Raw genomic sequence first — 26,141 nt, forward strand, 5'->3', positions numbered from 1 at the left:
GAACTAAACTTAAAGCAAAGGCCACTGAGCTTTCTTTTCGGCGCCAGTGCTGGACTTTTCCTGACACTTCCTCGAATTTCGCTTTTCGCTGGAAATTTTCCCCATCACCGCCGTTCTTTCGTTACCATGCCGTCACACGCCACTGTGCCGCCGAGTCGGCGGTATCCTCCTGCCTTGGAACATCAGCCGCCAGCGAGCTTGGGAAGACATGGAATCGGTTTTGAGAAACCCGATGAGGGGGATCCTGATGAAGGTCTCGTCGGTTGTCGTCTTTCTCGGCATGCAGACCTTCATCAAGCTGGCGGGAACCGGTATCGCGCCGGGGCAGGTGACCTTCTACCGCTCGTTCTTCGCGCTGTTTCCGATCATGGCCTATCTCGCCTATCGCGGTCAGCTGAAGGCTGCTTTCTACACGGCCAATCCCGTCGGTCATGTGAAACGCGGCACGATCGGCATCATCTCGATGGGCTTCGGCTTCTACGGGCTGATGCACCTGCCGCTGCCTGAAGCGATTGCGCTGGGCTACGCCACGCCGCTGATTGCCGTCATCTTCGCTGCGGTGTTCCTGAAGGAACGTGTGCGGCTTTACCGCTGGAGCGCGGTGTTCTTCGGCATTGTCGGGGTGGCGATCGTTTCCTGGCCAAAGCTGACGCTGTTTCGCGCCGGCGGGATGGAGACGGAACAGGCGGTCGGCGCCATCTGCGTGCTGCTCTCGGCGGTACTCGCCGGTATGGCGATGATCCAGGTTCGCAAGCTGGTGGAGGAGGAGCGCACGGCGACGATCGTTCTCTACTTCTCGATGATCGCCTCACTTTGCTCCTTGCTGACGCTGCCGTTTGGCTGGTACTCGCTGGATCTCGAGACGACGCTGTTTCTCGTCGGTGCCGGCTTTTGCGGCGGAGTGGCGCAGATCCTGCTGACGGAGAGCTACCGGCATGCCGACGTCTCGACCATCGCGCCGTTCGAGTATACGTCGATTTTGCTCGGTGGCGTCATCGGCTATGTCGTCTTTGGAGACGTGCCGGGCGGCCACATGATGGTCGGCACCGCTATCGTCATCGCGGCCGGTGTCTACATCATTCACCGCGAACACCGGCTCGGTCTGGAGCGCCGAAATGCCCGGCGCGCAGGCGGCTGACCGCTTGCTGGACGGAGTTGATTCCGATCCTATTGCACCTCTCCAGCGGGAATATACTGGCGAAATTTTAGGATACCAAAGCCGCCTTGAATATGATTGATGAAGCTGACGAAGTTTCATTTATTCAAAGCCTTGCATATGCGAATGGCCACCAAAAAGGACTGAATTGTCCCGAAGGCTGGTAGCTCCGGAAGCTGGCTTGCGAGCGGGGGCGCTTATGGCATTTTCGGCTGACGAACTGGCGCACCACCCGAACTTCCTGGCTTCAATCCGGCTACTCGCGGGCGATATGCGTGGCATGTTCGATGCCGCCCCGCGTCTTGCCAGGCTTCTCGCTTCGCACCAGCGCTGGCTGCTGACCCAGACCGCCTATGCGCTAAGCCTCCAGCACGATCCCGAGGATGCATCGACAGGCTTTACCGCCGTGGCACTGACCGCGCGTATCACCGACTACAAGGTGGCGAGCCGCAACACGGTGCTGAATTTCATCGATGAACTGCTGACCTATCGCTTCATTGCCCATACGCCGGGCGAGGAACGCCGGCGGCCGCGCCATTTCGAGCCTGCCGAGGTCAGTCATCAGGCGATGTATGGATGGTTTCTGTCGAACCTGACTGCACTCGATCTAATCGATGAGGGCAACCGTGCGGCCTGTTTCCAAGCCAATCCGGAGCTGATGCGCCTTGCCCATCCGCTGATCGCGGAGAATTGCCTGCACAACGACGGCTGGCGCGAGCCGCCGGAGCAGGTGGGGTTGTTCCTCTGGACCGAGGCTGGCGGCATGGTGGTCGATCATCTGATATCGAGGATCGATCTGCAGAGTTGCGACGGCGAGCGCTACAGCGTCGGACGCATCGAGACGCGCAATCTGGCAGGCGATTTCATGATGTCGCGGACGCATCTGCAGCGGCTGTTTGCCAAGGCCGTCCAGCAGGGATGCCTCGGCTGGTACGACGAGCCGAAGAAGACACAGCTTTGGCTTTCCAAGGCGTTTCTGCAGAATTATTGCGGCTGGCAGGCGATCAAGTTCGCCTATGTCGATCAGGCTTTCGAATTTGCGAAGACGCAGATCGAGCAGGATCCCGTCAGGTTTGCCGTCTGCGCCTAGAGCGCGATCGCGGCAATGTCCTTGACCGGCGTCGCGGGCTCGCCGCCGCTAAGCTCGCGCTCATATTCCTTCGCAGCACAGACCGCGGCACGAATGTGCTCGATGGTTTCGATATTGCGAAGCAGCGAGATGATGACGGCAGACATGCTAAACTCCATCCGCGCGCCCTGTTGGGCGGCGCGGTAACTCAGTATTCCTGGAAGTCGGCGAAGATCGCAGCTGGACGCGTCGTGCGGCCGGTGATGCCGGTGCCGCGGGCGATCATCTGTTCGTTGGTTGCGAAGCCGAGACGGCTATAGCCTTGCGTGGTGCGGATCGGGCCGCCGGCGAGGCGCAGGGTTTCAAACCCGCAGTGTATTGGACGAAAACGTCTGTTCATTGCCTTGGTTCCTGTCAGATTCCTCCCAAGACACGAGTATATATTGCAGCGCAGCATTGATTCTGCAATGCACCTAAATGAGACGCAGGCATGCGCCTGGCGCATGGGTTCATTCATAAAATCTTTAAGATTGGCTATTTTGTAATCAGATCGAGGTCGCGCAGTTTCTGCTGAAACGCTAAAAGATCGTTCCAGGCCAAGCGCTTATTGACCGGTGCGGTCAGCAAGTCCTGCGGATGCAATGTGGCCAGCGCCGGAACTGTCAGGGTGCCTGCACCGATTTCCTTCCACTGGCCGCGCAGGCCATGAATGGTGTCCGTCTCGCCGAAAAAGACGCGAGCCGCGAAATTTCCGAAGAGCAGGATGGCTTTCGGCTCCGCCAGAGCGATCTGCCGCTCGATGAAGGGTCGGCAGATATCCATCTCCGCCGCCGACGGCACACGGTTGCCGGGCGGCCGCCAGGGGATGACCTGGGTCAGCAGGATGCTGGAACGGTCCAGGCCGATCGCTGCGAGCATCTTGTCGAGCAGCGCACCGGGGCGGCCTGCAAAGGGCTGTCCTTCGCGATCATCCTCGGCGCTTGGCGCCGATCCGATCACCATGATGCCGCGCGCCGCATCGCCGGTCGCAAAGATGGTCGAGCGGGCGCTGTGTTTCAGATTGCAGCCGTTGAAGGCTTCGAGCGCGGTTTTCAGTTCGGCGAGCGAGCGGGCGCTTTCGGCGGCAAAGCGCGCCTGCTGCACGGCTTCACCGTCCGGAATGGCAGGCTGAGGCCTCGACGCTGAAGATGCTGCCGCGGCCGGCGCCTGGCGCTGCGGTGCCGCCCGTTCCTGAGGCTGCGGCTGGCTTGACGGAGCGGATTGCTGCGGGGCGGTGGCGCGTCTCGCCGCCTTCATCGCTTCGAATTCGGCGAAGCGATCGACGGCCTCCTCTTCCAGCAGCCACTCGACGCCCGCATCCGCATGGAAATGCAGAAGCGCTGCGAGCTCGGCCGGGGAGAGGTCGTTTGCGGAGATCATCTGGCGACCTTAGCGGAGCGGCAGCACCAATGAAAGTGCTGCCAACGGCCGGGCGGCCTATTGCACAGTCCATTGCGAAATGTCGTCACGTTCGCCGATCAGCGCGAGACCGTGAGCGATTGACAGCAGCTCGCCGCCGCTCTCGATCTTGTCCCTGTCGAAGCGCTCGGTGAAAATCCGCCGCACGGCTGGTACGAAGGATGTGCCGCCGGTGAGGAAGACCTTGTCGATAGTTTCCGCCTTGGTCTGCGTCTTCTCCAGCACGTCATCAAGCGCGCCTTCGATGCGGCTGAGATCGTCGGCGATCCAGGTTTCGAAATCCTTGCGCTTGACGGTGCGCTGTCCGCCGCGGCCAAGCGGCGCGAAGTCGAAGGCCGCTTCTTCTTCGGCGGAGAGTGCCATCTTCGTCGCCGACACCGCCTGGTAGAGCGGGTAGCCCTCGTCGTGATCGACGAGATCGACGAAGATTTCCAGCTTCTCGGGCTCGAGCGCGGTACGCACCAGCTTTCTCAGGTCTTCGAACTCGCGCGAGGTCTTGAAGATCGACAGCTGGTTCCAGCGGCCGAAGCTGGAATAGTAGTTCGACGGCACCTCAAGGATCTTGTCGAAGCTCTTGAAATGACTCCCCTTGCCGATCTGTGGCGCGACGACATTGTCGATCATGCGGTAGTCGAAGTGATCGCCGGCGATGCCGACGCCGGAATGGCCGATCGGCGTGGCGGTGAGCTTGCCGGCAATGGTTTCAAAGCGGATCAGCGAATAGTCCGTCGTACCGCCGCCGAAGTCGGCGACCAGCACGGTGGCGTCGGACGTCAGGTTCTGCGCAAAGTAGAAGGCGGCTGCGACCGGTTCGTAGACATAGTGGATTTCAGGAAAGCCGAAGCGCGACAGCGCCTCGTTGTAGCGGTCCGTCGCCAATGCGGGATCGGCGGAGGCGCCGGCAAAATGCACCGGGCGGCCGGCGACGATGCGGCTGACGTCGGACGGCCAGTTGTCGCCGGCATAGCCGCGAAGCCGCCGGATGAAGACTTCCATCAGGTCTTCGAAGCTCTGGCGCTTGCCGTAGATCAGCGTGCCCTGGAAGAGGGCGCTGGCGGCAAAGGTCTTGATCGACTGCAGGAAGCGGCAGTCGCCGGGATTGTCGATGAACTGGCGGATCGCTGCCGCGCCCGCTTCGACCTTGAGCGCCGAAGCGCCGAGCTGCGCGTCCTTCATGAAGGAGAGGGCGGTTCGCATGCTGTCGGCCGTGCCTGCCGCGCTGGTGAAACTCATCGAATGCGTCGCATTGGCGCCATCCGCCATTGCCAGAACCGTATTGGTCGTGCCGAAATCAAGCCCGAGCGCCCGTGCCATGGCCGTGCTCCTTCAATATCCGTCAAAATGTCTTGGACCGGGAACCAGCCCGGATGCGAAAAGGGCGGCGCATCTGCGCGCCCTGCGAATTTTTGAGAGCGCGGGTGATCGCATAGGACGGCGGCGAAAGCAACCCGCAGAATCAGGCCGAAGCGGCTGTCTGCGTCTCCTCCGACATCTGTTGCATCCATCTGCGAAAGGTCTCCATCGCCGGCGTCACCGGCCGCGATTTCAGGCGGGTCAGCCAGTAGCTGCCCTTGGAGATATAAACAGGGAAAGGCTGCTCGATTTCGCCGGCCGCCAGTTGCCGCGAGAACATCAACGGCGGGGCGAGCGCCACACCCGCGCCCTGCATCGCTGCCTCGACCATCAGTACCGACGAATCGAAGACCAGTCCGAGGATCGGTGGCGGCTCGACGCCTGCGGCCTCGAACCAGCTTGGCCATTCGTCGGTGCGGTAGGAGCGCAGCAGCGTCTGCCGGGCAACGTCGTCAGGGGTTTTCAGTGTGCGGGCGATCGGTGGAATGCAGAGCACGGAGAGCGGTGCCTCGAACAGCGCTTCGGCTTCGATATCGTGCCAGGCGCCGTTTCCGAAGCGGATCGCGTAGTCGAGGCCTTCGGCGGCGATATCCACCCGGTTGTTGTTGGTCGAAAGCCGGAGATCGATATAGGGAAACTTCGCCCGGAAGTCGGCCAACCGCGGCAGCAGCCAGCCGACCGCCAGCGTGCCGACCGCGCCGAGCTTCAGCACCTCGCGCAGCTGCCCGCCCTCGAAACGCTCCAGCATGTCGGCCATCCGATCGAAGGATTCGCGCAGCACCGGTAGCAGCGCCAGTCCCTCCTCGGTGATCATCAACCCTCGCGGCAGGCGGCGGAAGAGGGTGACACCGAGGCGCTGCTCCAGAAGCTTCACCTGATGGCTGACGGCGGCCTGCGTGACGCAGAGTTCGATGGCAGCGCGGGTAAAACTCAGATGTCGGGAAGCTGCCTCGAAAGCGCGCAGGGCGTTGAGGGGAAGGTAGGGTCGAACCATGAGATGGCCTAATTCAATTCATGCCTGACCGCAGATATCATCGTTTGATCGGGCCTCGCAAGCCGGCCTAGAAAGCCGTGTCGAACCACATGGAGCACGGCAGTGGCAGTTTCAAAATCTCTTATCTTCGCCTTCTTATTCGGCATTTCGGCGCTTCTCGGCAATGTGGATGCGGCCCTGGCTGGTGATCCGATCCGCTGCACCGTTATTATCGATGAAAAGACCGGCGAGACCATTTTCCGCCAGGGCAATTGCGATCAGGGATTCTATCCGCAATCGACGTTCAAACTGCCCTTGGCCATGATGGGTTACGATGCTGGTATTCTGGTCGATGAGCACAATCCCCTTTGGCGCTACCGGCCGGAACTGCAGCGGCAGCGCAAGATCGAGCGAAAGGACACCGATCCGGCAATCTGGCTACGGGATTCCGTCGTCTGGTTCTCGCAGGAGCTGACGACGAAGCTCGGAGACCGCGCCTTTGCCCGCTATGTCGCGGGCTTCGGCTACGGCAACGAGAATGTGTCCGGCGGGCTGACGCAGGCGTGGCTGATGTCGTCGCTGAAGATTTCGGCGGAAGAGCAGGCACGCTTCCTGCTGCGTTTCCGGCGCGGCGAGCTGCCGATCTCGGAGGAGGCGCGCCAGAAAACGGAAGCGATCGTTCCCCGCTTTCAAGCCGCCGATGGCTGGACGATCCAGGGCAAGACCGGTTCCGGCTGGCTACGCAGCAGCAAGGGCGAGACCAATTTGGAGCGGCCGCTCGGCTGGTTCGTCGGCTGGGCGGTGAGGGGCGACCGGCGTCTGGTCTTCGCAAGGCTCTCTATCGGCAACCATCGCTATCGTGGCAATCCGATCAGCTTCGAAACGCGCGATGCGCTGATCGCCGATCTGCCGAAGCTGGTCGAAGGCCGTTAAGCGAAAAGGGCGCCCGGAGAGGCGCCCTTTCTTGTCGTCTTATTCGGCGGCAACCGCCCGGGTCTCCGGTTCGCCATCCTCGTTGGCGGGCGCCTCATGTGCCGGCTTGCGGCTGAAGCGCTGCTTGAGCCAGGTTTCGAAGCGGCCCATCTGGACGAAGATGACCGGGGTGATGAACAGCGTCAGCGCCTGCGAGACGATCAGACCACCGACGACGGCGATGCCGAGCGGCTGGCGCAGCTCCGAGCTGGCGCCCGAGCCGAGCGCGATCGGCAGGGCACCGAGCATGGCGCAGAAGGTCGTCATCATGATCGGCCGGAAACGCCGCACGCAAGCCTCGTGGATCGCTTCCGCCGGTGACATCTTGGTCGATCGGAGATTTTCCAGCGCCACGTCGATCATCATGATCGCGTTCTTCTTGACGATACCGATCAGCATCAGCAGGCCGATGAGCGCGATGATCGACAGGTCGAGCCCCATGACTTTCAGGGCCAGAAGCGCGCCGAGTGCCGCTGCCGGGAGGCCCGACAGAATGGTCAGCGGATGGATGAAGCTCTCGTAGAGAACGCCAAGCACCACATAGATCGTCAGGATCGCCGCCAGGATCAGATAAGGCGTGTTGCCCTGCGACTGTTCGAAGATCTGCGCGGTGCCGCCGTAGCTGGTGAACACGTCGGCAGGCATGTTCATATCATGCTTGATCTGGTCGATCGCCGCCGTCGCATCGCTGAGGGATTCGCCGGCCGGCAGATTGAAGGAGACTGTCGTCGAAACGAGCTGGCCGGTCTGGTTGATGGTAACGGGGCCGGTGGTCCGCTGGACATGCGCGAAATTCGATAGCGGAACCAGCGTGCCGTTGGCCGATGCGACGTTGATCTCCGACAGCTTCTGATCATCCCAGGGCTTGCCGGTATCGTATTCGACGATGACGTCGTAGCTATCGCCGGTCGACTGTATCTCGGCCGCCGTGTAGCTGCTGAAGGCTTCCTGCAGCGTGGTGCGCAGCAGATCGTTATCGATGCCGAAGGCTGCGGCCTTCTCGCTGTCGATGACGATGTTGGCCTGCAGCGCATTGTTCTGTGCGTCGGTTGTCACGTCGGTGAACCGCGAATCCTGGCGGAGCGCGGTCACCATCTTGCCGGCCCAGAGATTGGTCGTGTCGGCGTTGAGTGCCTGTACGATCAGCTGATACTGGCTGGCCGTCTGTCTGCCACCGAAGCGCAGGCTCTGGTTCGGGGTTACGAAGGCCTGCAGGCCGGGGATCTTGTTGAGCGACGAGCGCAGTTCGCGCAGGGTCTGCTCAAGCGGCACGCGCTGGTCCTTGTCCTTAAGCTCGACATAGATCGTGCCGTTGTTCAGAGGCTTCTGCGCATTGCCGCCGACCGTGGACATCACGTGATTGACGGCGCTGTTTGCCTTGACAGCCGCGGCTGCCTGCTTCTGCAGGGCTTCCATGGCCGAGTAGGAGATGTCCTGGCGGGCCTGCGTGGAGATCTGCAGGCGGCCGATATCTTCCTGCGGGAAGAAGCTCGAGGGCAGTGTCATGAACAGGTAGATGGTCAGCGCCACCGAGGCGAAGAACACGCCGATGACGGTCATGGTATGCCGAAGGCACCAGGCGACCGCGCGGTCGTAACCGTGAAGGGTCCGTTCGAAGCCCGCATCGAAGAGCCTTACCAGAAGCGGCGGGCGGCTGTGGCCTTCGGAAAGCCGCGAGCCGAGCATCGGCGTTACCGTCAGCGAGACGATCGCCGAGGCGACGATGGCGATGGCGACAACCATGCCGAACTCGTTGAAGACGCGCCCGACGACACCGCCCATCAACAGGATCGGAATGAAGACGGCGATCAGCGAAACCGACATCGAGATGATCGTGTAGCTGACTTCGCCGGAACCCTTGATCGCCGCTTCGCGGACGGGCATTCCCTCCTCGACATGACGCAGGATGTTTTCGAGCATGACGATCGCGTCATCGACCACGAGACCCACCGCGAGCGTCAGCCCGAGCAGAGAGATGTTGTCGATACTGTAGCCCAGCACGTACATCATGCCGAAGGTCGAGATCAGCGACAGCGGAACGGCAAGGCCCGGAATGATTGTCGCCGTCAGGTGGCCGGTGAACAGATAGATGACGAGCACGACAAGGCCGATCGTCAGCAACAGCGTAAACTTGACGTCGGTGATGGCTGCGCGGATCGGCTTTGCTGCGTCGTTCATCACCACGGTCTTGACCGATGGCGGAATTTCCGCATGCAACTGCGGCAGCTTGGCATTGATCGCATCGACGACATCGACGGTATTGGCGTCCGGCTGGCGCTGGATGGCCAGGATGATGCCGCGGTTGCCGTCATACCAGCTGCCGGTATTCTGGTTCTCGACGCTGTCCTCGACATTTGCCACGTCGCTGAGGTGAATCGCTGCGCCATTCGGCGAGGCGATGACCAGCGTGCGGAACTGGTCGGCGTTGACGCGCTGCGTATTCGCATTGATCGTCATCGTCTGGGAGCTGTTCTGCAGCGTGCCGACCGGGCTCTGATTGTTGGCGGCGGCAATGGCCTTGTTCACCGTGTCGATGCCGATTCCACGGGCCTGAAGCTTGCTGGGATCGACCTCGACGCGAACGGCATAGGTCTGTGCGCCGAATACCGACACCTGGGCAACGCCCGGCAGCGTCGAGAGCGACGGCGAAATGATGTCTTCGGCAATCTCGTCGAGCTTGCTGCGCGGCATCGTATCGCTCTGCACCGCCATCAGCATGACGGGCGCGTCGGCCGGGTTGGTCTTGCGATAGCTCGGCGGCGTCGTCAGGTTGTCAGGCAGCTGCCGGGTGGCGTGGGAGATCGCCGCCTGGACGTCGGCTGCAGCCGCATCGATGTCACGGTTCAGATCGAACTGCAGCACGATGCTGGTATTGCCGAGCGAGCTCGATGCGCTGATTTCGCTGATACCCGGAATGGTCTCGAACTGCTTGATCAGCGGTGTCGCAACCGATGTCGCCATGGTCTGCGGCGAGGCGCCGGTCAGCTGGGCAGAAACATTGATCGTCGGGAAGTCGACCTGTGGCAGGGCGGCGACCGGGATGAGCTGGTATCCCGCAAGGCCGGCCAGAATAGCGCCGATCGCCAGAAGCGTCGTGGCGACGGGACGCTGGATGCAGAAGTTCGGAATCATTCCTCAGTCCCCGCGGTGGCGTTGCCTGTTTGCTGTTGCAGGCTGTCGGCGGCCGAGGCCACGTTGAGTGCCTTGTCGTCGAACTGCTCGTTGACCGCCTGTTTGTCGTTCAGGTTGCCCTGGCCCTCGATGACCACGTGGTCACCGGCCGAAAGCCCCGACGAGATGGCCGAAAAGCCACCATTGGAGCGGGCGACCGTCACCGGTGTCAACTGAACCTTGCCGTCCTTGGCGACGAAGGCGAAGAAACCGGTCGGTCCCGGGTTGACCGCCACGGTCGGTACGACGATCTGCTGGTCCTTGTTGTCGAAATGCACGACGACGTTGATCGACTGGCCGGGCCAGAGCGCGCCCGAGGCGTTTTCAAAACGCGCCTTGACGGCGATCGTGCCGGAGGCTTTGTCGACGATATTGTCGTAAAAGCTGACGGCGCCCTTGCGGACTTCACCCTTGGCGGAATCCGGAGCGGTGCTGACATCGACCGGACCGGCAGCCAGCGCCGTCTTCAGCTCCTTGAGATAGCGTTCCTGCAGATTGAACTGAACATAGATCGGGTCGTATTTGGCGATGGTGACGATGGCCGAGCCTGCATTGACGAAGGCGCCGTTGCTGATCGTCACGTCCCCCAGGCGTCCATCGAACGGCGCGCGGATCTCGGTGTGGTCGAGCGTGATCTGGTCGGCGGCGAGGGTGGCCTTGTCGGCTTCGACGGTTGCGGCGGCGCTATCGCGGGTCGCCTTGGCCTGATCGGAGCTTTGCTGGGTGCCTGCCTTCTGGTCGGCGAGGTCCTGTGCGCGGGTCAAGGCGATCTCTGCGCCGCTGAGTGTCGCCTGATCGCGGACGATCATCGCCCGATCCTTGTCGACCGCGGCCTTGGCCGACCGGTCGTCGAGCTTGGCGATCAGATCGCCGGCTTTGACCGTAGCGCCGTCCTGGACGCTGACGCCGACGATCTGGCCCTGCTCCTGCGCGGCGATCGTCGTGTTGTCGTCGGCAACAGCCCAGCCGGAGGCGGCAACGTCGATCGGCAGGGCCGCCTGCGCTGCGGCAACAGTCTTGATCACAGCCGGACCGCCTGCACCGCCGCGGCGATGTCCGCCATTGCCGCCGGCCTGACTGCCGGATGCTGCCGCATCGCCGGCCGCTGCCTGCTGATCGCCGCCTTTGGCGCTGCCATCTCCCTTGCCTGGGCCATGACCGGCCGGTTGCTTGATCAGTTTCGAAAGATAGGGAAGCTGCTGTGCATAGGGGATGCGATTGCCGAACTGCCAGATACCGGCGGCGGCGATTGCGACGATGCTGACTGTGATCCAGAATTTCTTCATGAGCGAGACCGGTTTTGAACAGAATGGGGCGAAATTTATGCTCTAAATGAGCCGCCTATTTTGCGGCGCAAAAAAGACACTATTCGCCGCTTACGATCACTAAGCGTTTATAACAGCTTAAATTTTCGTAATGAACATTCGGTAATATTAGTCCGGCTCTAATATATACTGGATCGCTACATCGGTCGACTATACCGACCGTGCCGCTCCACCATCGCAACGGATCAGCGAGCCTGTGATGTAACTTGCTGGTTCGCTGCACAAAAATGCTGCGGTGGCCGCGAACTCATCGACCTTTCCATAGCGCCCGACAGGAATGCGCGCTTCCTTTTCCGAACGGATTTCATCCATCGCGCGGCCGGTGCGTCTTGCTGCCGCACCATCCAGTTCGTCGAGGCGGCCGGTCAGGATGCTGCCGGGAAGCAGCAGATTGGTGGTGACGCCGTGACTGGCGATTTCGGAAGCCAGCGTCTTGCTCCAGCCGGCAAGGGCAGGGCGCAGCGTATTCGACAGTGCCAGGTTGGCGATCGGTTCGATCACGCCGGAGGAGGCGACCGTCAGGATGCGGCCCCAGCCCTGCTGCTTCATGCCGGGAAGCAGCGCGTTGGTCAGCGTGATGACCCGCAGCACCATCGAGAAGAAATAGGTCTCCAGCTTTTCGGCCGTCATGTCTTCGGTGGTGCCTGGCGTCGGTCCGCCGGTGTTGTTGACGAGGATATCGAGGCCGCCGAACTTGTCGTTGACGGCTGACGTCACCGTCTGCACGAAGTTCTCGTCGCCGAGATCGGCCCAGATCCAGTCGGCCTTGCCGTTGCCCTCGGCGTTGATCGCCTTGCAATTGGCGTCGAGCTGCTCGCCGCTGCGTCCGCAAAGCAGGACATTCGCGCCTTCGCGCGCCAAGGCGACCGCGATGCCTTGGCCCAATCCGCGTGACGATGCCAGAACGAGTGCGCGTTTGCCCTTGATGCCGAGATCCATGATATCCTCCAATGGTGTGCCTTTGTATAAGGCGCGGGCAGGCGGAAAGAAAAGCGGATCAACGAGAAAATCACGCCGTATAATTGACGTGAACGTAAACGTTAAATAGGTTTATGCGCATGAAGGAAATCATTGTGCGAATTGGGAGATTGGCTGTCGTTTCCCGGCTCGACAATGCTTTCCGGTTTTGACAAGAGATTAGCCCAGATTGGGGAATGAGCCGCGGCGGCGGCCGAGCGGAGACTGAACGAAGATGACCGAGACGACAGAGCTTCCGGAACGCGAAAGCATGGAATTCGACGTGGTGATTGTCGGTGGCGGACCGGCGGGCCTGTCTGCGGCGATCCGGCTGAAGCAGGTCAATCCGGAACTGTCGGTCGCGGTGCTGGAGAAGGGGGCCGAAGTCGGCGCGCATATCCTGTCCGGCGCCGTCGTCGACCCCATCGGTATTGACCGGCTGCTGCCGGACTGGCGCAGCGAGAGCGACCATCCCTTCAAGACCGCGGTCAATGCCGATCATTTCCTGGTGCTCGGCCCGGCCGGCTCGATCCGCCTGCCGAACGCCCTCATGCCGCCGCTGATGAACAATCACGGCAATTACATCGTCTCACTCGGCAATGTCTGTCGCTGGCTGGCGGGCCACGCGGAAGCGCTCGGCGTCGAGATCTATCCGGGCTTTGCCGCCACCGAAGTGCTCTACAATGGCGAGGGCGCCGTCATCGGCGTTGCCACTGGCGACATGGGCATCGAGCGCAATGGCGAGCCGGGGCCGAACTTTACCCGCGGCATGGAACTCATCGGCAAATACGTTCTGATCGGCGAAGGCGTGCGCGGCTCGCTTGCCAAGCAGCTGATCGCCAAATTCGACCTTTCGAAGGACCGCGAACCCCAGAAATTCGGTATCGGCATCAAGGAGCTCTGGCAGGTCAAGCCGGAGAACCACAAGCAGGGTCTCGTGCAGCACTCCTTCGGCTGGCCGCTTGGTATGGCCGCCGGTGGCGGTTCGTTCCTCTACCATCTCGAAGACAATATGGTCGCCGTCGGCTTCGTCGTGCACCTGAACTACAAGAACCCCTATCTTTACCCCTTCGAGGAATTCCAGCGCTTCAAGACGCATCCGGCGATCCGAGGCACGTTCGAGGGCGGCAAGCGGCTCTCCTATGGCGCCCGCGCCATCACCGAGGGCGGTTACCAGTCGGTGCCGAAGCTGACCTTCCCGGGCGGCGCGCTGATCGGCTGTTCGGCCGGTTTCGTCAACGTGCCCCGCATCAAGGGCAGCCACAATGCGGTGCTGTCTGGCATGCTGGCCGCCGAGAAGATCGCCGCGGCGATCGAGGGGGGCCGCGCCAATGACGAAATCATCGAGATCGAGAACGAATGGCGCAAGACCGATATCGGCAAGGACCTGAAGAAGGTCCGCAACGTCAAGCCGCTCTGGTCCAAGTTCGGAACGCTTATCGGCATCGGCCTCGGCGGTCTCGACATGTGGACCAATACCCTGTTCGGCTTCTCGTTCTTCGGCACGCTCAAGCATGGCAAGACCGATGCGCAGTCTTTGGAACCGGCGGCACAACACAAGAAGATCGATTATCCGAAGCCGGATGGCGTTCTGACCTTCGACCGTCTCTCCTCGGTGTTCCTGTCGAACACCAATCACGAGGAGGATCAGCCGGTTCATCTGAAGGTCAAGGACATGGCGCTTCAGAAATCCTCCGAGCACGACATCTATGCCGGTCCTTCGACCCGCTACTGTCCGGCCGGCGTCTATGAATGGGTGGAGAAGGACGGCCAGGAAACCTACGTCATCAACGCCCAGAACTGCGTCCACTGCAAGACCTGCGATATCAAGGATCCCAACCAGAACATCAACTGGGTTCCGCCGCAGGGCGGCGAGGGGCCGGTCTATCCGAATATGTGAGGCTGCACCTCAGGATGGCGCATGGGACTTGATCACATGCCCGTGAAAACTGCCGGTATCGCCACTTTTCGGCCTTACTTGTTGCGCCGCGCGGCATCTGTTTAACCGCGTATTAACCATGTTTTCCTTAACTTCAGGGCATCAACCTGATGTTAAGGACCGTCTGAATGCAGATCTCCCGCCGTGGCTTCGTAATGGGCCTCTCCGCTCTTCTGGCGGGATGCGCTTCCAGCGGTCCTGATCATCGCGCCAATTACGCTGCGCTTCCGGCGGAGAAGTTTCCGCTGCCGGCAATGCCGCTCGAAAAGCTCGATCCGGACCTGCGCCGTCAGCAGGTCGCTTATGTCTCGGATCAGGCTGCGGGAACTGTTGTCGTCGATACGCCGGCCCGCCGTCTCTATTATATTCTGGGTGATGGGCAGGCGATGCGCTATGGCGTCGGTGTCGGCCGGGAAGGGCTGGCGCTGGCCGGCAATGCCTATGTCGGGCGCAAGGCCGAATGGCCGACCTGGACGCCGACCGAAAACATGCAGCGCCGTGAGGCGCGCTACCGCAAGCTCGCCGGCGGCATGCCGGGCGGCCCGAACAATCCGCTCGGGGCGCGGGCCATGTATCTCTACCGCGGTGGCAACGACACCCATTTCCGCATCCACGGCACCAACCAGCCGCAATCGATCGGTCTCGCCATGTCGAGCGGCTGCATTCGCATGCTGAACCACGACGTCATCGATCTCTATGATCGTGTGCTGCCGGGCGCCAAGGTCATCGTCATCCAGGCCTGAACGGAAAAGCCCGGCAATGCCGGGCTTTTATCGTTCGATCCATTCAATGCCGCCTGGCGGCAATCCCGGTCGAGAGCGCCACGCCGATGCCCGTCATGACAGCGGCGGTCACTTCGGCAACGCCGACCGGTTCTCCCAGAAACACGCTTCCGCCGATGGTTGCCAGCACGGGCGTCAGCGCCGTGAAGGCCGCAGCCTGCGTGCCACCAAGCGTCTTGACCGCCGTGCCATAGGCAAGCATCGCGACGAGGCCCGAGAGCACGCCCTGGCTCAGCACCTGCAGGCCGATATCAGCGGTGCTCGCCTTTGCCAGCGAGGTGCCGAAGATCAGCGCAAGCACGCCGATGATCAGGAACGACCAGATGGCGATCAGAGCGCTTGCCTGCAGAGCGGTGAGGCCGCTGCGGCGGAAGGCATGCGTATAGCTCGCCCAGAGCACGGCACCGGCCGGGAGCAGGACGAAGCTCGTCCACGGCAGCGAGGCATCCGACAGGCTGCGCAACAGCAGGATCAGCACACCGCCGACGATGGCGGCAAGGCCGAGCTTGCGGGTCAGGTCGGGCCGTTCGCCGAAGATGACGATGCCGATCAGGGCCGTCGCCAGCGGCATCGAGCCGCCGAGCAGGATGCCGGATGAGGCGGCGGGCGTCGAATGGATCGCCAGCGTCGTCAGCAGAAAAAACGCAGCGCCGGCCCCGGCAACCATCAGCGCCAGAAGATGCAGCGGCACACCCTTCGGCAATAGCCCGGTCTTCAGCCATACCGGTGCCAGCGCCAGCGCCGGAATGCCATAGCGGATCAGCCCGATATCGAGCGAGCCGAGCGGGGTTGCGACGCTGTGGCGGGTCGCCAGGAACCACGACGCCCAGATGAGCACGGTGACGGTTCCGCCGATATAGCCGGGAATGGGGGAAGGGGACTTTTCGTTGGTGATGGTTAAGCTGGTCATCGCGCTATCCTCCGCACGTCCGGATCATCTCCGGTTGAGAAAAGGATAGGCCGAAAGGCCGGGGCATGTCCTTGCTATCTCTGGCGCCCAGATCATGGTATCAGCAATGATATGCCAATAAGGTCACTAGAAATGAGCGGATATGCCAAATCTCGATAAATTCGACATCGCTATTCTGAAGTGCCTTCAGGACGATGCGCGGGCCACCAACGTGGAGATCGCCGAGAAGGTCAACCTCTCGCCGTCTCCCTGCCTTCGCCGCATCCGCAACCTCGAAAAGTCCGGCGTCATCCGCGGCTACCGCGCCGACATCGACCGCAAGGAAGTCGGCCTCGGCCTCACCGTCTTCGTCGAGTTCAAGGTGGCGCATCACACCCGCGAGAATTCCGAGGCGCAGCAGGCGGCGCTCCTTGCCATTCCCGAAATCGTCTCCTGCTTCCTGATATCGGGCACGGCAGATTTCCTGGCCGAGGTCGTGGTCGAGGATCTCGCAGCCTACGAGCGTTTGCTGACGGAGACGCTGCTGACATTGCCGAATGTCAGCGACATCCGGTCGAACTTCGCGATCCGCAGCATGAAGACCCACGGAGCCCTGAAATTGCCGGACGCAAAATAAGGTGATTATTTTTGTAAACTTTACTTGAAGTGTCGGCGTCAATTCTGTAGCGGAAATTTGAGAGCGGGGATCAACGCCCCGCTGCTGTTTTCAGCTGGGAGTTTGACATGAGCCTGTTTCAGAATTCGATTTCACGCCGCCAGTTCGGCCTTCTCCTTGGCGCCGCCGCCGCAGCCACTGTCGCCGCTCCGGCACTGGCCGATGATGCCGCACGCACCATCACGCATCTCCTGGGTTCGACCGAAATCACCGGCAAGCCGCAGCGCATCGTCGCGCTCGAATTCTCCTTCGTCCAGTCGCTGGATGCGCTGGGCGTCGTGCCTGTCGGCATTACCGATGACAACCAGCCGAAGCGCATCGAGCAGCTGCTCGGCAAGAAGGTGGAATACAGCTCCGTCGGTACCCGTCTTGAGCCGAACCTTGAGCTCGTCAGCGCGCTCGCACCAGACCTGATCATTGCCGACCAGCTCCGCCATTCGGCAATCTACGCACAGCTGAGCGCCATTGCGCCGACGATCGTGCTGAACAGCTGGGAGGGCAGCTACCAGACGATCAAGGAAGGCGTGGTGACCATCGCCGATGCGCTCGGCGAAAAGGACAAGGGTGAAAAGGCGGTTGCCGATCATGATGCGGTGATCGCCGCCCTCGTTGCCAAGATCCCGGCAGGCGAGAAGCGCCGCTTCCTGCTCGCTGTCGCCAATGCCGATTCCATGAGCCTCCACACATCGGCATCCTTCACCGGCTCGGTATTCAAGGCCATGGGCCTGACGCCGGCCATCGACTCGACGGATGCAGTCGAGAGCGGCGCCAGCCTCGAGCGTCTGATCGCCGTCAATCCCGACGTCTTCCTGGTTGCGACTGATGCCGGCGGCACGGTGTTCGATCAGTGGAAGAGCAATAGTGCCTTCACCAATATCTCGGCTGTCAAAAGCGGCAACATCTTCGAGGTCGATCGCAACCAGTTCTCGCGCTTCCGCGGCCTGAAGACCGCCGAGATGATCGCTGGCGAAATCCTCGCCAAAGTCTACAAGGCCGGGTAACCGCTGGTGGGCGGCAAGGCAGCAGCGATGGCGGGGAAGAGACGGTTGCAACCGGTCGCGCTCGGCTGCCTGCTGCTGATGGCGCTCGCCGCGATCATCGTCGCTGCCGTCTCCTTCGGCGTTTCGGAACTGCCGGTTCGGCATGCGCTGTCGTTGCTCGTATCGCCCGACGGCTCCCCCGATAGTGCGCTCGTCTGGGATGTGCGCCTGCCGCGGGCGCTGCTGGCGGTCATGATCGGGGCCAATCTGGCGGTGGCAGGTGTGCTGATCCAGACGCTGACGCGCAATCCGCTCGCCTCGCCGCAAACCTTCGGCATCAATGCCGGGGCTTCGCTCGTCATCGTTCTCTGCCTGATCGCCCTGCCGGAATTGCGTGGTGCCGGAACGGTATGGCCGGCTTTCGTCGGTGCCGCGGCAGTCGGCCTCGCCATGTGGGCGCTCTCCGTCTCCGGCGCCATGAACGACATGAAGCTGGCGCTGGCAGGCATCTCCATTCAGCTCGTGCTTGCGGCCCTCGTCCAGGCGATCCTGATCGCCAACAATGCGGCGCAGGATATCGTCTACTGGCTGGCCGGATCGATCAACGGCGCGCAATGGGAGAAAGTCTGGATTATCCTGCCCTTCACGCTCATCGGCGGCGGAATCGCACTTCTGGCCGGCCGCCATTTCGGCGTGCTGGCGCTGGATGAAACCACCGGCCTGTCGCTCGGGCAGAATGCGCGCCGCGTCGGCGGACTCGCGGCCTTTCTCATCGTCGTGCTGGCCGGTTCCGCTGTCGCCGTCAGCGGCCCGATCGGCTTCATCGGCCTGCTGGTGCCGCATATCATCCGGCGGCTGGTGGGCGGGGATCAGCTGACGCTGATTGCGCTCAGCGCCATCGCCGGGCCGCTGCTTCTCAATGCCGCCGATCTCCTCGGCCGCGTTGCCGCCTATCCCCAGGAAATGCCCGTCGGCATCGTCACGGCGCTGATCGGCGCGCCTGCCTTCCTGCTTATCCTCTGGCGCCAGAGGGTCAGATGAGCACACTCGCTGGAAAAGAGACGCGGGCGCTGACGGTCTGCGTTACCATCGCCGTTCTCATTGCCGTCCTCGCCATTCTCGGCATGACTGTCGGGGCCGTGACCCTGAGTATTAGCCAGGTGCTCGATGGCATCGGCGGCGGCAAGAATGCCTTCATCGTCATGCAATACCGCGCCCCACGTGTCGCCGTCTCCATCCTTGCAGGGGCGTCCTTCGGTCTGGCCGGTGTCTTCCTGCAGGGCGCGCTGCGCAATCCGCTGGCCTCTCCCGATGTCGTCGGCATCACCAAATGCGCCGGGCTCGGCGCCTTCCTGGCAGGCATGATGGCGCCGCCTGCCTGGGCGATCTGGGCGATCCCGGCCGGTGTCGTTTCAGGCGCGATCCTGGGTGCCGGACTGCTGCTGCTGATCGGCCGCACCTTCGGCGGCGGTATCGCGGCGCTGGCTCTGGTGGGCGTGGCGCTCGGCATGCTGGCACAGGCGCTGATCCAGTATGTGATGGTGATCTTCCCGACCCGTGCCGACCAGTCGATGGTCTGGCTTGCTGGCAGCGTCTACGGCAGTTCGATGACCGGCGTGCTGGTGCTCGGCCTCTGGCTGTTCGCCTGCCTGCCGCTCGTCCTCTTCGCCGCTGCACGTCTCGATGCCAGCGGCTTTGGCGATGAGACGCTTGTCAGCCTCGGCATGCCGCCGGCCCGGCTGCGGGGCGGACTGATCGCCGTTTCCGTGCTGTTATGCGCAGGCGCCGTCGCCAGCGTTGGCGGCATGGGTTTCCTCGGTCTGCTGGCGCCGCACGCTGCCCGGCTGCTTGTCGGTCCGCGCGCCCGGCATCTCGTGCCATCGAGCGCACTGATGGGCGCACTGGCGCTGTCGGCTGCCGATCTCGCTGGACGCCTCATCGCCCTGCCGAACGAGATCCCGGCCGGGATCGTCGCCGCGGTGATCGGCGGACCCTATCTGATTTTCCTGCTCATCAAGGAGACCGGCCGCCATGAGTAGTGCTGCCCAATCCCGCCTTGCCGGCGAGAAGCTGACGCTTGGATACGCTGCCATCAGGGTGCTCGAGAATATCGATGTCTCCATTCCCGACGGAAAGATCACCGCGCTGATCGGCGCCAATGGCAGCGGCAAGTCCACGCTGCTGAAAGCGCTCGGACGCATCATCGCACCGGAGGCAGGCACCGTCTATCTCGACGGCAAGGAAATATCGTCGATGCAGGGCCGGGCGATCGCCCAGAAGCTAGCGCTCCTGCCACAGAGCCCGGTTTCTCCCGATGGTCTGACAGTGCGTCAGCTCTGCCGTTTCGGCCGCCACCCGCATAAGGGCCTGCTGTCGCGCCCCAGCTCGCATGACGAGGAGATCGTCGATCACGCGCTTGCCGCCACCGGTCTAGTCGATCTCGCCTCGCGCCCGCTTGACCGTCTCTCCGGCGGCCAGCGTCAGCGCGCTTGGATTGCCATGGCGCTGGCGCAGGAGACGCCGATCCTGCTGCTCGACGAGCCGACCACCTATCTCGATATCGCCCATCAGCTGGAAGTTTTGGAACTGCTGCGCGATCTCAACCGTAACGGCGGCCGCACCGTCGTCATGGTCGTCCATGACCTGAACCATGCGGCGCAATATGCCGATCACATCATCGCCGTTGCCGATGGCGGCATCCACGCGGCCGGAAGCCCCGGCGCCTTGCTGACGCCGGAGCTGATAAAGACCGTGTTTGGAGTGGATGCGGCGGTGGTGCCGCATCCGGTTGACGGCACGCCGCTGTGCCTGCCGATCGCCTCTAGAGAAGCGTCCCGGTGAGGATCAGCAGGGCGACCGAGAAGTAGATCACCAGGCCTGTTACATCGACCAGCGTTGCGACGAACGGGGCCGATGCCGTGGCCGGATCGAGCTTCATGCGCTGCAGGATGAACGGCAGCATCGAGCCCGAGATCGAGCCGAAGGTGACGATGCCGATCAGCGCCGAGAAGACCGTGAACCCGACGAGGATCCAGTGCGGGCCATAGTCGTAGAGCCCGGCCGTCTGCCAGAAGAACACGCGGGTCATGCCGACGAGGCCGAGGATGGCGCCAAGCACGATGCCGGTCGGCAGTTCGCGCAGCAACACCCGCCACCAGTCGGAAAGCTTCAACTCGCCAACGGCCAGCGCCCGGATGATCAGCGACGTCGCCTGTGAGCCGGAATTACCCCCCGAGCTCATGATCAGCGGAATGAACAGCGTCAGCACCACGGCCTTCTCAAGCTCGCCTTCGAAATGCTGCATGGCACTTGCCGTCAGCATTTCGCCGAGGAAGAGGGCGCAAAGCCAGCCGGCGCGCTTGCGGATCATGCCACCGAAGCTGATTTTCATGTAGGGCTTGCCGAGGGCCTCCATACCGCCGAAGCGCTGGGCTCCATCGGTGGTGTCGGCGATCATCGTGTCGATCACGTCATCGACGGTGACGATACCGAGGATCAGGCCGTGATCGTCGATGACGGGCAGAGCCAGAAGGTCGTGCTTGCGGATCAGCCGTGCCACGTCTTCCTGCTTCATCAGCGCGTTGGCGGCAACCGGCGTCCCCTTTTGCGCGACGGTCAGGATCGAGGCATCGGGCTCGCCGGTGATCAGGCGGCGGAGCGTCACGACATGCATCAGCGCGCCGGAATTCTCGTCCAGCACATAGATGGCATAGACGGTCTCGCGCGACCGCTCGACATGGCGCACATGGGCAAGCGTCTGCTCGACCGTCCAGTTGCCGGGCACGCTGACGAACTCGGTCGTCATGATGCTGCCTGCGGTGCGGGGCGGATAACCCATCAAATGCTGGATGGCGACCCGGACAGGCTCTTCGAGGCTGTTGAAGAGGCGGGTGCGGGTATCGACGTCGAGCTCGAGCAGAACGTCGGCAACGCGGTCGTTCGACATGCCGTGCAGCAGGCGTGCGGCATCGGCGCGATCCATGACGCCGAGGATCGCGGCGGCATGGCGCATTTCCGGCCGGTCGAGGATGTTTACGGCATATTCCTGCGGCATCTTCGACAAGATGCGGGCTGCCTCGGCAGGGGCGAGCGAATTCAACGACTCGACGCGCTCGGCGATGGTCGCAACTTTATTGTTGGTCATGAAGGCGCGCGCGGCATTGCCGGCCCGCAGGGGGAAGCGATTGATGTTCATTAGCTCGCCTTTCCGTCGATCCGCCGTAGCGTCCGATCGGGCGAGCCCGGAGCTACCAGGTCAGCGCGAAACGGCCGCGTACGGCAAAGGCAATCGACTGCTACTGTCGCTTGGCATCTTGATGATGGCTCCGTTGATATCCGCGCCCGGCAATTGCTGCTGTACGCGTGTGACGTAGGTGGTCCCGAACGCTAAAAAAGTCAACTGGGATATGCGGTTAATGGCAGAATGCCGCACCATTAAGCGCGGCATTCTTCAAGGCATGATTTACGGGAGATTGAGAGGCGCGTTCCCGGCTCAGAATCCGGTCAGAACGACCTTGCCTTTCGTCCTGCCGGTCTCGATCATTCCATGCGCCTTTTTCAGGTTCGCCGCATTGATCGTGCCCACCGTCTCGGTCAGCGTCGTGCGGATTTCCCCGGCATCGACGAGTTCGGCAATCTTGTTCAGGAGATGATGCTGCTCGATCATATCGGGCGTGCCGAAGATCGGCCGGGTGAACATCAGTTCCCAGTGCACCGAATTCGCCTTGCGCTTGAACGGCATGATGTCGAGTACTTTCGGATCGTCGATCAGCGCGAAACGGCCCTGCGGCGCGATTGCCTCGGCGATGTCGGCGAGGTGCTGGTCGGTATTCGTCGTCGAGAAGACGAAGCCCGGTGCGCCAAGACCAAGCGCAGCGACCTGCGCGGCGATCGGCTTGGAATGATCTATGACGTGATGGGCTCCGAGTTCCTTGACCCACTCCTGCGTCTCCGGCCGTGACGCCGTGGCGATGACAGTCAGATCGGTCAGCGCCCGCAGGATCTGGATGGTGATCGAGCCGACCCCACCGGCGCCGCCGATGACGAGCAGCGAGCGGGCCGCGCCCGGGACCGGATCCTGCACCTTCAACCGGTCAAACAGCGCTTCATAGGCGGTGATCGAGGTCAGCGGCAGGGCGGCGGCGGCGGCAAAGTCCAGTGTCTTCGGCTTGCGGCCGACGATGCGCTCATCGACGAGGTGGAATTCGGCATTGGAGCCGGGGCGGGTGATCGAGCCGGCATAGAAGACCTCGTCGCCCGGCTGGAATAGCGTCACATCGGGGCCGACGGCCTTGACCACGCCGGCCGCATCCCAGCCGATGACCTTGAGTTCGCCCGAGGGCGGAGCGACGTTGGCGCGGATCTTGACGTCGACGGGATTGACGGAGATCGCCTTGATCTCGACCAGCAGATCATGTCCCCTGGCTTCGGGCACCGGCAGCTCGACATCGACGAGCGAGGTTTCGGCGGCAATGGGCTGGGGCGTCTTGTAGGCGACGGCGCGCATGGGAAACTCCTGTATTCGTTGCACAGAGGCTAAATGCGTCTTATGTTCAAGATGCGCAAGAATGCACAAATTCTGTACGTAGTACCCAAAAGGATACCGTCAAATGTCGCTGCCCCGTGCCAAGCTGACGAAGAACTTCCCCGGCTGTCCGGTGGAGGCGACGCTGAGCTTTCTCGATGGCAAGTGGAAGGGCGTGATCCTGTTCCATCTCATGGATGGAACGCTGCGCTTCAATGAGCTGCGCCGCAAGCTGCCCGCCGTTACCCAGCGCATGCTGACGAAGCAGTTGAGGGAACTGGAAGATTGCGGACTGATCTCGCGAAAAGTCTATCCGGTGGTGCCGCCGCGGGTTGAATATGCGATGACGCCGCTCGGTGAAACGCTGAAGCCGGTCATCAAGGCCTTGGCTGCCTGGGGCGACGAACACGTGTTCTGCCGCCCCGATGGCATGGAATTGCGCGAAGCCTCAGGCGCTCCGGCTACGGCGCTCCAGGCGTAGCGACGCGGCGAAGACGAAGATCCCCAGGAACGACAGGAAGGCACCGACATAGCCTGTCGAGGCGTATCCATAGCCGCAGGCGATGACGAGGCCGCCGAGCCAGGCACCGAGAGCATTGGCGATGTTGAAGGCGGAATGGTTGGAGGCGGCGGCCAGCGTCTGCGCATCGGCTGCCACGTCCATCAGGCGCGTCTGCAGGGCAGGGCCTGCCGCGAAGCCGCAACCGGTCAGGAACACGCAGGCTGCGAGCATGACCGGATTGGCCGCGGTCAGCGAGAAGCAGCTGAGCACCACGATGTTGAAGATCAGCGAGCCGCCGATCGTGCCCATCAGCGACTTGTCGGCAAGCCAGGATCCCAGCACGTTGCCGACATTCATGCCGATGCCGAACAGCACCATCATCACGGCCACCATGCTGGCGGGCAGCATCGCAACCTTCATCGTCGTATCGGCGATATAGCTGAACATCGCGAACATGCCGCCATAGCCGACAGCGGCGATGGCGAGCGTCAACAGCACCTGCGGCCGCTTGAAAGCGCCGAGTTCGCGCATGAAGCTCGCGCCTTCGGCAACCTGATCGCGCGGCACGTAATACCAGATCAGCGCCACCGTCACGACGCCGATGACGCCGACCGTGGTGAAGGCGACGCGCCAGTCCAGCGACTGCCCGAAGAAGGTGGCGAGCGGCGTGCCGAGCAGCGTGGCAATCGTCAGGCCGAGCATGACGCGGCCGACGGCGCGGGCCCGCTTGTGCACCGGCACCATCGAGGCAGCGACGATTGCCGCGACACCGAAATAGGCGCCGTGCGGCAGGCCGGTGATGAAGCGCATCAGCGTGAAGCTCTCGAAGGTCGGTGCCATCGCGCTCAGGATATTGCCGATCGCAAAGACGCCCATCAGCAGAAGCAGCAGCGAGCGCCGCGCCATCTTGGCAGCGAGCACCGCAATCACCGGCGCACCGATGACGACGCCGAGTGCGTAGGCGCTGATCACGTAACCCGCCTGCGGCGTGGTAACGGAGAAGGTGCTCGCCACATTCGGCAGCAGGCCCATGATCGCGAATTCGCCGGTGCCGATGCCGAAGCCGCCGCATGCCAGCGCCAGCTGCACCAGCGCGACCGCCATCGGCGACGGCGCTTCTGCAACGGGCGCATCAATAGAATCGTTTACGGCAATCTGGCTCAAGGGAGCTCCTGGGCATGTCTCAAAGGCTTCTCATTCCGGGCGTTCAGCGCGGAAGTCGGCCTGTCTATGGCGGGAAGGGAGGTACGTGCCTCCATTCTGCACTTTATCCCTGATTGGCGCGAGAGCGTCGAGTGCGTTTTTTGCAGCGCAGCGTCCTGCTATCTGCATACGTCCATTGCTATATTAGCATTTCGCGCCTGTGCGGCCGTGTTGAGCCCGGCAGCCTTGCCGCTTGAAATCATTGAGCTAGCGACCATCTGTAGCTGTGACATCGGTGGGATGTGTCACGGGGAACGGAACGCTGCATGAAGCTTGTCGGTTTTTTCAATAAGGATGGCGGGACGTTCCGGACGACAGATATGGAAGCCTACGAGAAAAAGGCCGAGGCGACGTTCCGCGAAGCCGGCCACGATTTCGAGGCGATCGTCTTTCCCGGCAAGGAAATCGTTCCCGCCATGGAGCGGGCAGCACGCCGCGATGATATCGATGGCATCGTCGCCGGCGGCGGCGACGGAACGATCTCGGCGGCCGCGTCTATCGCCTGGAAGAACGGCGTTGCTCTAGGTGTCGTTCCGGCCGGCACTATGAACCTTTTCGCCCGCTCGCTGAAAGTGCCGTTGGATATCTGGCAAGCGCTCGATGTCCTGGCCTATGGCGAGGTCGACAATGTCGATATCGCCAGCGCCAACGACCGGCCCTTCATCCACCAGTTTTCAGCCGGGCTGCATGCCCGCATGGTGCGCTACCGCAATTCCTACAGTTTCCGCTCCCGGCTTGGAAAGATGCGCGCCAGCACCCGTGCTGCCCTCGGCGTAGTGATGAACCCGCCGGAATTCGAGGTCGAGTTCGAAGCGCTGGGCGTCCGGGAACGGCGCCGTGTCTCGGCGGTGTCGGTCTCCAACAATCCCTTCGGCGAGAATGCGCTGCTTTATGCCGATGATCTGCGTAGCGGCGAACTGGGCTTCTACACCGCCAAGCCGCTGAAGCCGCTCGGTGTCGCCAAGCTTGCCTTCGACATGCTTCGCGGCAAGGTGCGCGACAATGCCGACATCATGGTCATGCACCCGGCCGAAGTGAACCTGCATTTCCCGAAGATGCGGGCCAAGGCCAATTGCGTCATGGACGGCGAACTGCTGCCGCTGGCGCGCGATATCCGGCTGAGACTGCATCCGGGCGAGCTGAAGGTTCTCGTCCGCCAGGGGCTGGCCGCGCAAAAGCACGAGACCGAACGCCGCGAGCCTGCCGCTTAGT

Annotated in this window: 24 protein-coding genes; 12 read left to right on the forward strand and 12 right to left on the reverse strand. The window is 62.4% G+C overall.

Annotated elements, in window-relative coordinates; all coding sequences use genetic code 11:
* Window positions 1–208 precede the first annotated feature (208 nt).
* Window positions 209–1,138 carry a DMT family transporter gene (locus J2X43_RS22935; RefSeq protein ID WP_112390734.1) on the forward strand — a complete coding sequence of 310 codons (930 nt, stop codon included), beginning with the start codon at window positions 209–211 and terminating at the stop codon, window positions 1,136–1,138.
* A 217-nt stretch (window positions 1,139–1,355) separates the two neighbouring features.
* The gene (locus tag J2X43_RS22940) at window positions 1,356–2,246 is read left to right on the forward strand and encodes a hypothetical protein (protein WP_310297798.1); all 891 of its coding nucleotides are present in this window, start codon (window positions 1,356–1,358) and stop codon (window positions 2,244–2,246) included.
* On the opposite strand, the gene J2X43_RS22945 is transcribed toward J2X43_RS22940, so the two are convergent.
* From J2X43_RS22945 to J2X43_RS22965, 5 genes are all read right to left on the reverse strand, one after another.
* Window positions 2,243–2,392 (reverse strand): hypothetical protein, encoded by a 150-nt coding sequence (locus J2X43_RS22945; protein ID WP_310297801.1) that lies wholly within the window; start codon window positions 2,390–2,392, stop codon window positions 2,243–2,245. The genes J2X43_RS22940 and J2X43_RS22945 overlap by 4 nt on opposite strands.
* 41 nt (window positions 2,393–2,433) lie before the next feature.
* Window positions 2,434–2,625 carry a hypothetical protein gene (locus J2X43_RS22950; RefSeq protein ID WP_310297804.1) on the reverse strand — a complete coding sequence of 64 codons (192 nt, stop codon included), beginning with the start codon at window positions 2,623–2,625 and terminating at the stop codon, window positions 2,434–2,436.
* Between the two features lie 134 nt (window positions 2,626–2,759).
* Complete coding sequence (locus tag J2X43_RS22955) at window positions 2,760–3,644, reverse strand: uracil-DNA glycosylase (RefSeq protein ID WP_310297807.1); 885 nt, start codon at window positions 3,642–3,644, stop codon at window positions 2,760–2,762.
* Window positions 3,645–3,701: 57 nt separating this feature from the next.
* A complete protein-coding gene (locus tag J2X43_RS22960) occupies window positions 3,702–4,997 on the reverse strand; it encodes an Hsp70 family protein (RefSeq protein WP_112390738.1) in 1,296 nt (431 codons plus the stop codon).
* Window positions 4,998–5,139: 142 nt separating this feature from the next.
* On the reverse strand, window positions 5,140–6,030 hold the full coding sequence (locus J2X43_RS22965; protein WP_112390739.1) for a LysR family transcriptional regulator: 891 nt from the start codon (window positions 6,028–6,030) through the stop codon (window positions 5,140–5,142).
* A 123-nt stretch (window positions 6,031–6,153) separates the two neighbouring features.
* Here J2X43_RS22965 and blaOXA point away from each other — a divergent pair, with 123 nt between their 5' ends.
* Window positions 6,154–6,942, forward strand: a complete 789-nt coding sequence (blaOXA, locus tag J2X43_RS22970) for a class D beta-lactamase (RefSeq protein ID WP_405049640.1) — start codon at window positions 6,154–6,156, stop codon at window positions 6,940–6,942.
* 39 nt (window positions 6,943–6,981) lie between these two features.
* On the opposite strand, the gene J2X43_RS22975 is transcribed toward blaOXA, so the two are convergent.
* The 3 genes from J2X43_RS22975 to J2X43_RS22985 form a co-directional block, all read right to left on the reverse strand.
* On the reverse strand, window positions 6,982–10,113 hold the full coding sequence (locus tag J2X43_RS22975; RefSeq protein ID WP_112390741.1) for an efflux RND transporter permease subunit: 3,132 nt from the start codon (window positions 10,111–10,113) through the stop codon (window positions 6,982–6,984).
* Window positions 10,110–11,438 (reverse strand): efflux RND transporter periplasmic adaptor subunit, encoded by a 1,329-nt coding sequence (locus J2X43_RS22980; RefSeq protein ID WP_310297817.1) that lies wholly within the window; start codon window positions 11,436–11,438, stop codon window positions 10,110–10,112. Before J2X43_RS22980 ends, J2X43_RS22975 begins: the two co-directional genes overlap by 4 nt.
* A 189-nt stretch (window positions 11,439–11,627) precedes the next feature.
* Entirely contained in the window at window positions 11,628–12,416 is a 789-nt protein-coding gene (locus J2X43_RS22985; protein ID WP_310297820.1) for an SDR family oxidoreductase, read from the reverse strand.
* 253 nt (window positions 12,417–12,669) lie between these two features.
* On the opposite strand from J2X43_RS22985, the gene J2X43_RS22990 reads away from it, so the two are divergent.
* Both J2X43_RS22990 and J2X43_RS22995 read left to right on the forward strand, forming a co-directional pair.
* Window positions 12,670–14,334 carry an electron transfer flavoprotein-ubiquinone oxidoreductase gene (locus J2X43_RS22990; protein WP_310297823.1) on the forward strand — a complete coding sequence of 555 codons (1,665 nt, stop codon included), beginning with the start codon at window positions 12,670–12,672 and terminating at the stop codon, window positions 14,332–14,334.
* Between the two features lie 167 nt (window positions 14,335–14,501).
* On the forward strand, window positions 14,502–15,116 hold the full coding sequence (locus tag J2X43_RS22995) for a L,D-transpeptidase (RefSeq protein ID WP_112390745.1): 615 nt from the start codon (window positions 14,502–14,504) through the stop codon (window positions 15,114–15,116).
* Between the two features lie 43 nt (window positions 15,117–15,159).
* Here the strand turns inward: J2X43_RS22995 and J2X43_RS23000 are convergent, their stop codons facing one another.
* Entirely contained in the window at window positions 15,160–16,065 is a 906-nt protein-coding gene (locus J2X43_RS23000; RefSeq protein WP_310297828.1) for a DMT family transporter, read from the reverse strand.
* 142 nt (window positions 16,066–16,207) lie between these two features.
* Here J2X43_RS23000 and J2X43_RS23005 point away from each other — a divergent pair, with 142 nt between their 5' ends.
* The 5 genes from J2X43_RS23005 (at window position 16,208) to J2X43_RS23025 (ending at window position 20,541) form a co-directional block, all read left to right on the forward strand.
* Complete coding sequence (locus J2X43_RS23005; protein WP_310297831.1) at window positions 16,208–16,681, forward strand: Lrp/AsnC family transcriptional regulator; 474 nt, start codon at window positions 16,208–16,210, stop codon at window positions 16,679–16,681.
* 107 nt (window positions 16,682–16,788) lie between these two features.
* On the forward strand, window positions 16,789–17,721 hold the full coding sequence (locus J2X43_RS23010; RefSeq protein WP_112390748.1) for an ABC transporter substrate-binding protein: 933 nt from the start codon (window positions 16,789–16,791) through the stop codon (window positions 17,719–17,721).
* A 27-nt stretch (window positions 17,722–17,748) separates the two neighbouring features.
* On the forward strand, window positions 17,749–18,741 hold the full coding sequence (locus J2X43_RS23015; RefSeq protein ID WP_310297835.1) for an iron ABC transporter permease: 993 nt from the start codon (window positions 17,749–17,751) through the stop codon (window positions 18,739–18,741).
* Window positions 18,738–19,739 carry an iron ABC transporter permease gene (locus tag J2X43_RS23020; protein ID WP_310297838.1) on the forward strand — a complete coding sequence of 334 codons (1,002 nt, stop codon included), beginning with the start codon at window positions 18,738–18,740 and terminating at the stop codon, window positions 19,737–19,739. Before J2X43_RS23015 ends, J2X43_RS23020 begins: the two co-directional genes overlap by 4 nt.
* Window positions 19,732–20,541, forward strand: coding sequence for an ABC transporter ATP-binding protein (locus J2X43_RS23025; protein ID WP_310297843.1), 810 nt, complete (start codon window positions 19,732–19,734; stop codon window positions 20,539–20,541). The genes J2X43_RS23020 and J2X43_RS23025 overlap by 8 nt, the downstream gene beginning before the upstream one ends.
* Here the strand turns inward: J2X43_RS23025 and mgtE are convergent.
* A complete protein-coding gene (mgtE, locus tag J2X43_RS23030) occupies window positions 20,522–21,895 on the reverse strand; it encodes a magnesium transporter (RefSeq protein WP_310297845.1) in 1,374 nt (457 codons plus the stop codon). The two genes, J2X43_RS23025 and mgtE, sit on opposite strands and share 20 nt — an antisense overlap.
* A gap of 297 nt (window positions 21,896–22,192) precedes the next feature.
* Window positions 22,193–23,206, reverse strand: coding sequence for a zinc-binding alcohol dehydrogenase family protein (locus tag J2X43_RS23035; RefSeq protein ID WP_310297848.1), 1,014 nt, complete (start codon window positions 23,204–23,206; stop codon window positions 22,193–22,195).
* Between the two features lie 103 nt (window positions 23,207–23,309).
* Between J2X43_RS23035 and J2X43_RS23040 the strand changes: the two genes are divergently transcribed.
* A complete protein-coding gene (locus J2X43_RS23040; protein ID WP_112540585.1) occupies window positions 23,310–23,705 on the forward strand; it encodes a helix-turn-helix domain-containing protein in 396 nt (131 codons plus the stop codon).
* Here J2X43_RS23040 and J2X43_RS23045 read toward each other — a convergent pair.
* Window positions 23,673–24,890, reverse strand: coding sequence for an MFS transporter (locus J2X43_RS23045; protein WP_112540586.1), 1,218 nt, complete (start codon window positions 24,888–24,890; stop codon window positions 23,673–23,675). The genes J2X43_RS23040 and J2X43_RS23045 overlap by 33 nt on opposite strands.
* A 305-nt stretch (window positions 24,891–25,195) precedes the next feature.
* Here J2X43_RS23045 and J2X43_RS23050 point away from each other — a divergent pair, with 305 nt between their 5' ends.
* Window positions 25,196–26,140, forward strand: coding sequence for a diacylglycerol kinase family lipid kinase (locus tag J2X43_RS23050; protein ID WP_310297853.1), 945 nt, complete (start codon window positions 25,196–25,198; stop codon window positions 26,138–26,140).
* The last annotated feature ends 1 nt before the right edge of the window (window position 26,141 follow it).

This window comes from Rhizobium sp. BE258, from assembly GCF_031457345.1.
Classification (GTDB): Bacteria; Pseudomonadota; Alphaproteobacteria; order Rhizobiales; family Rhizobiaceae; genus Rhizobium.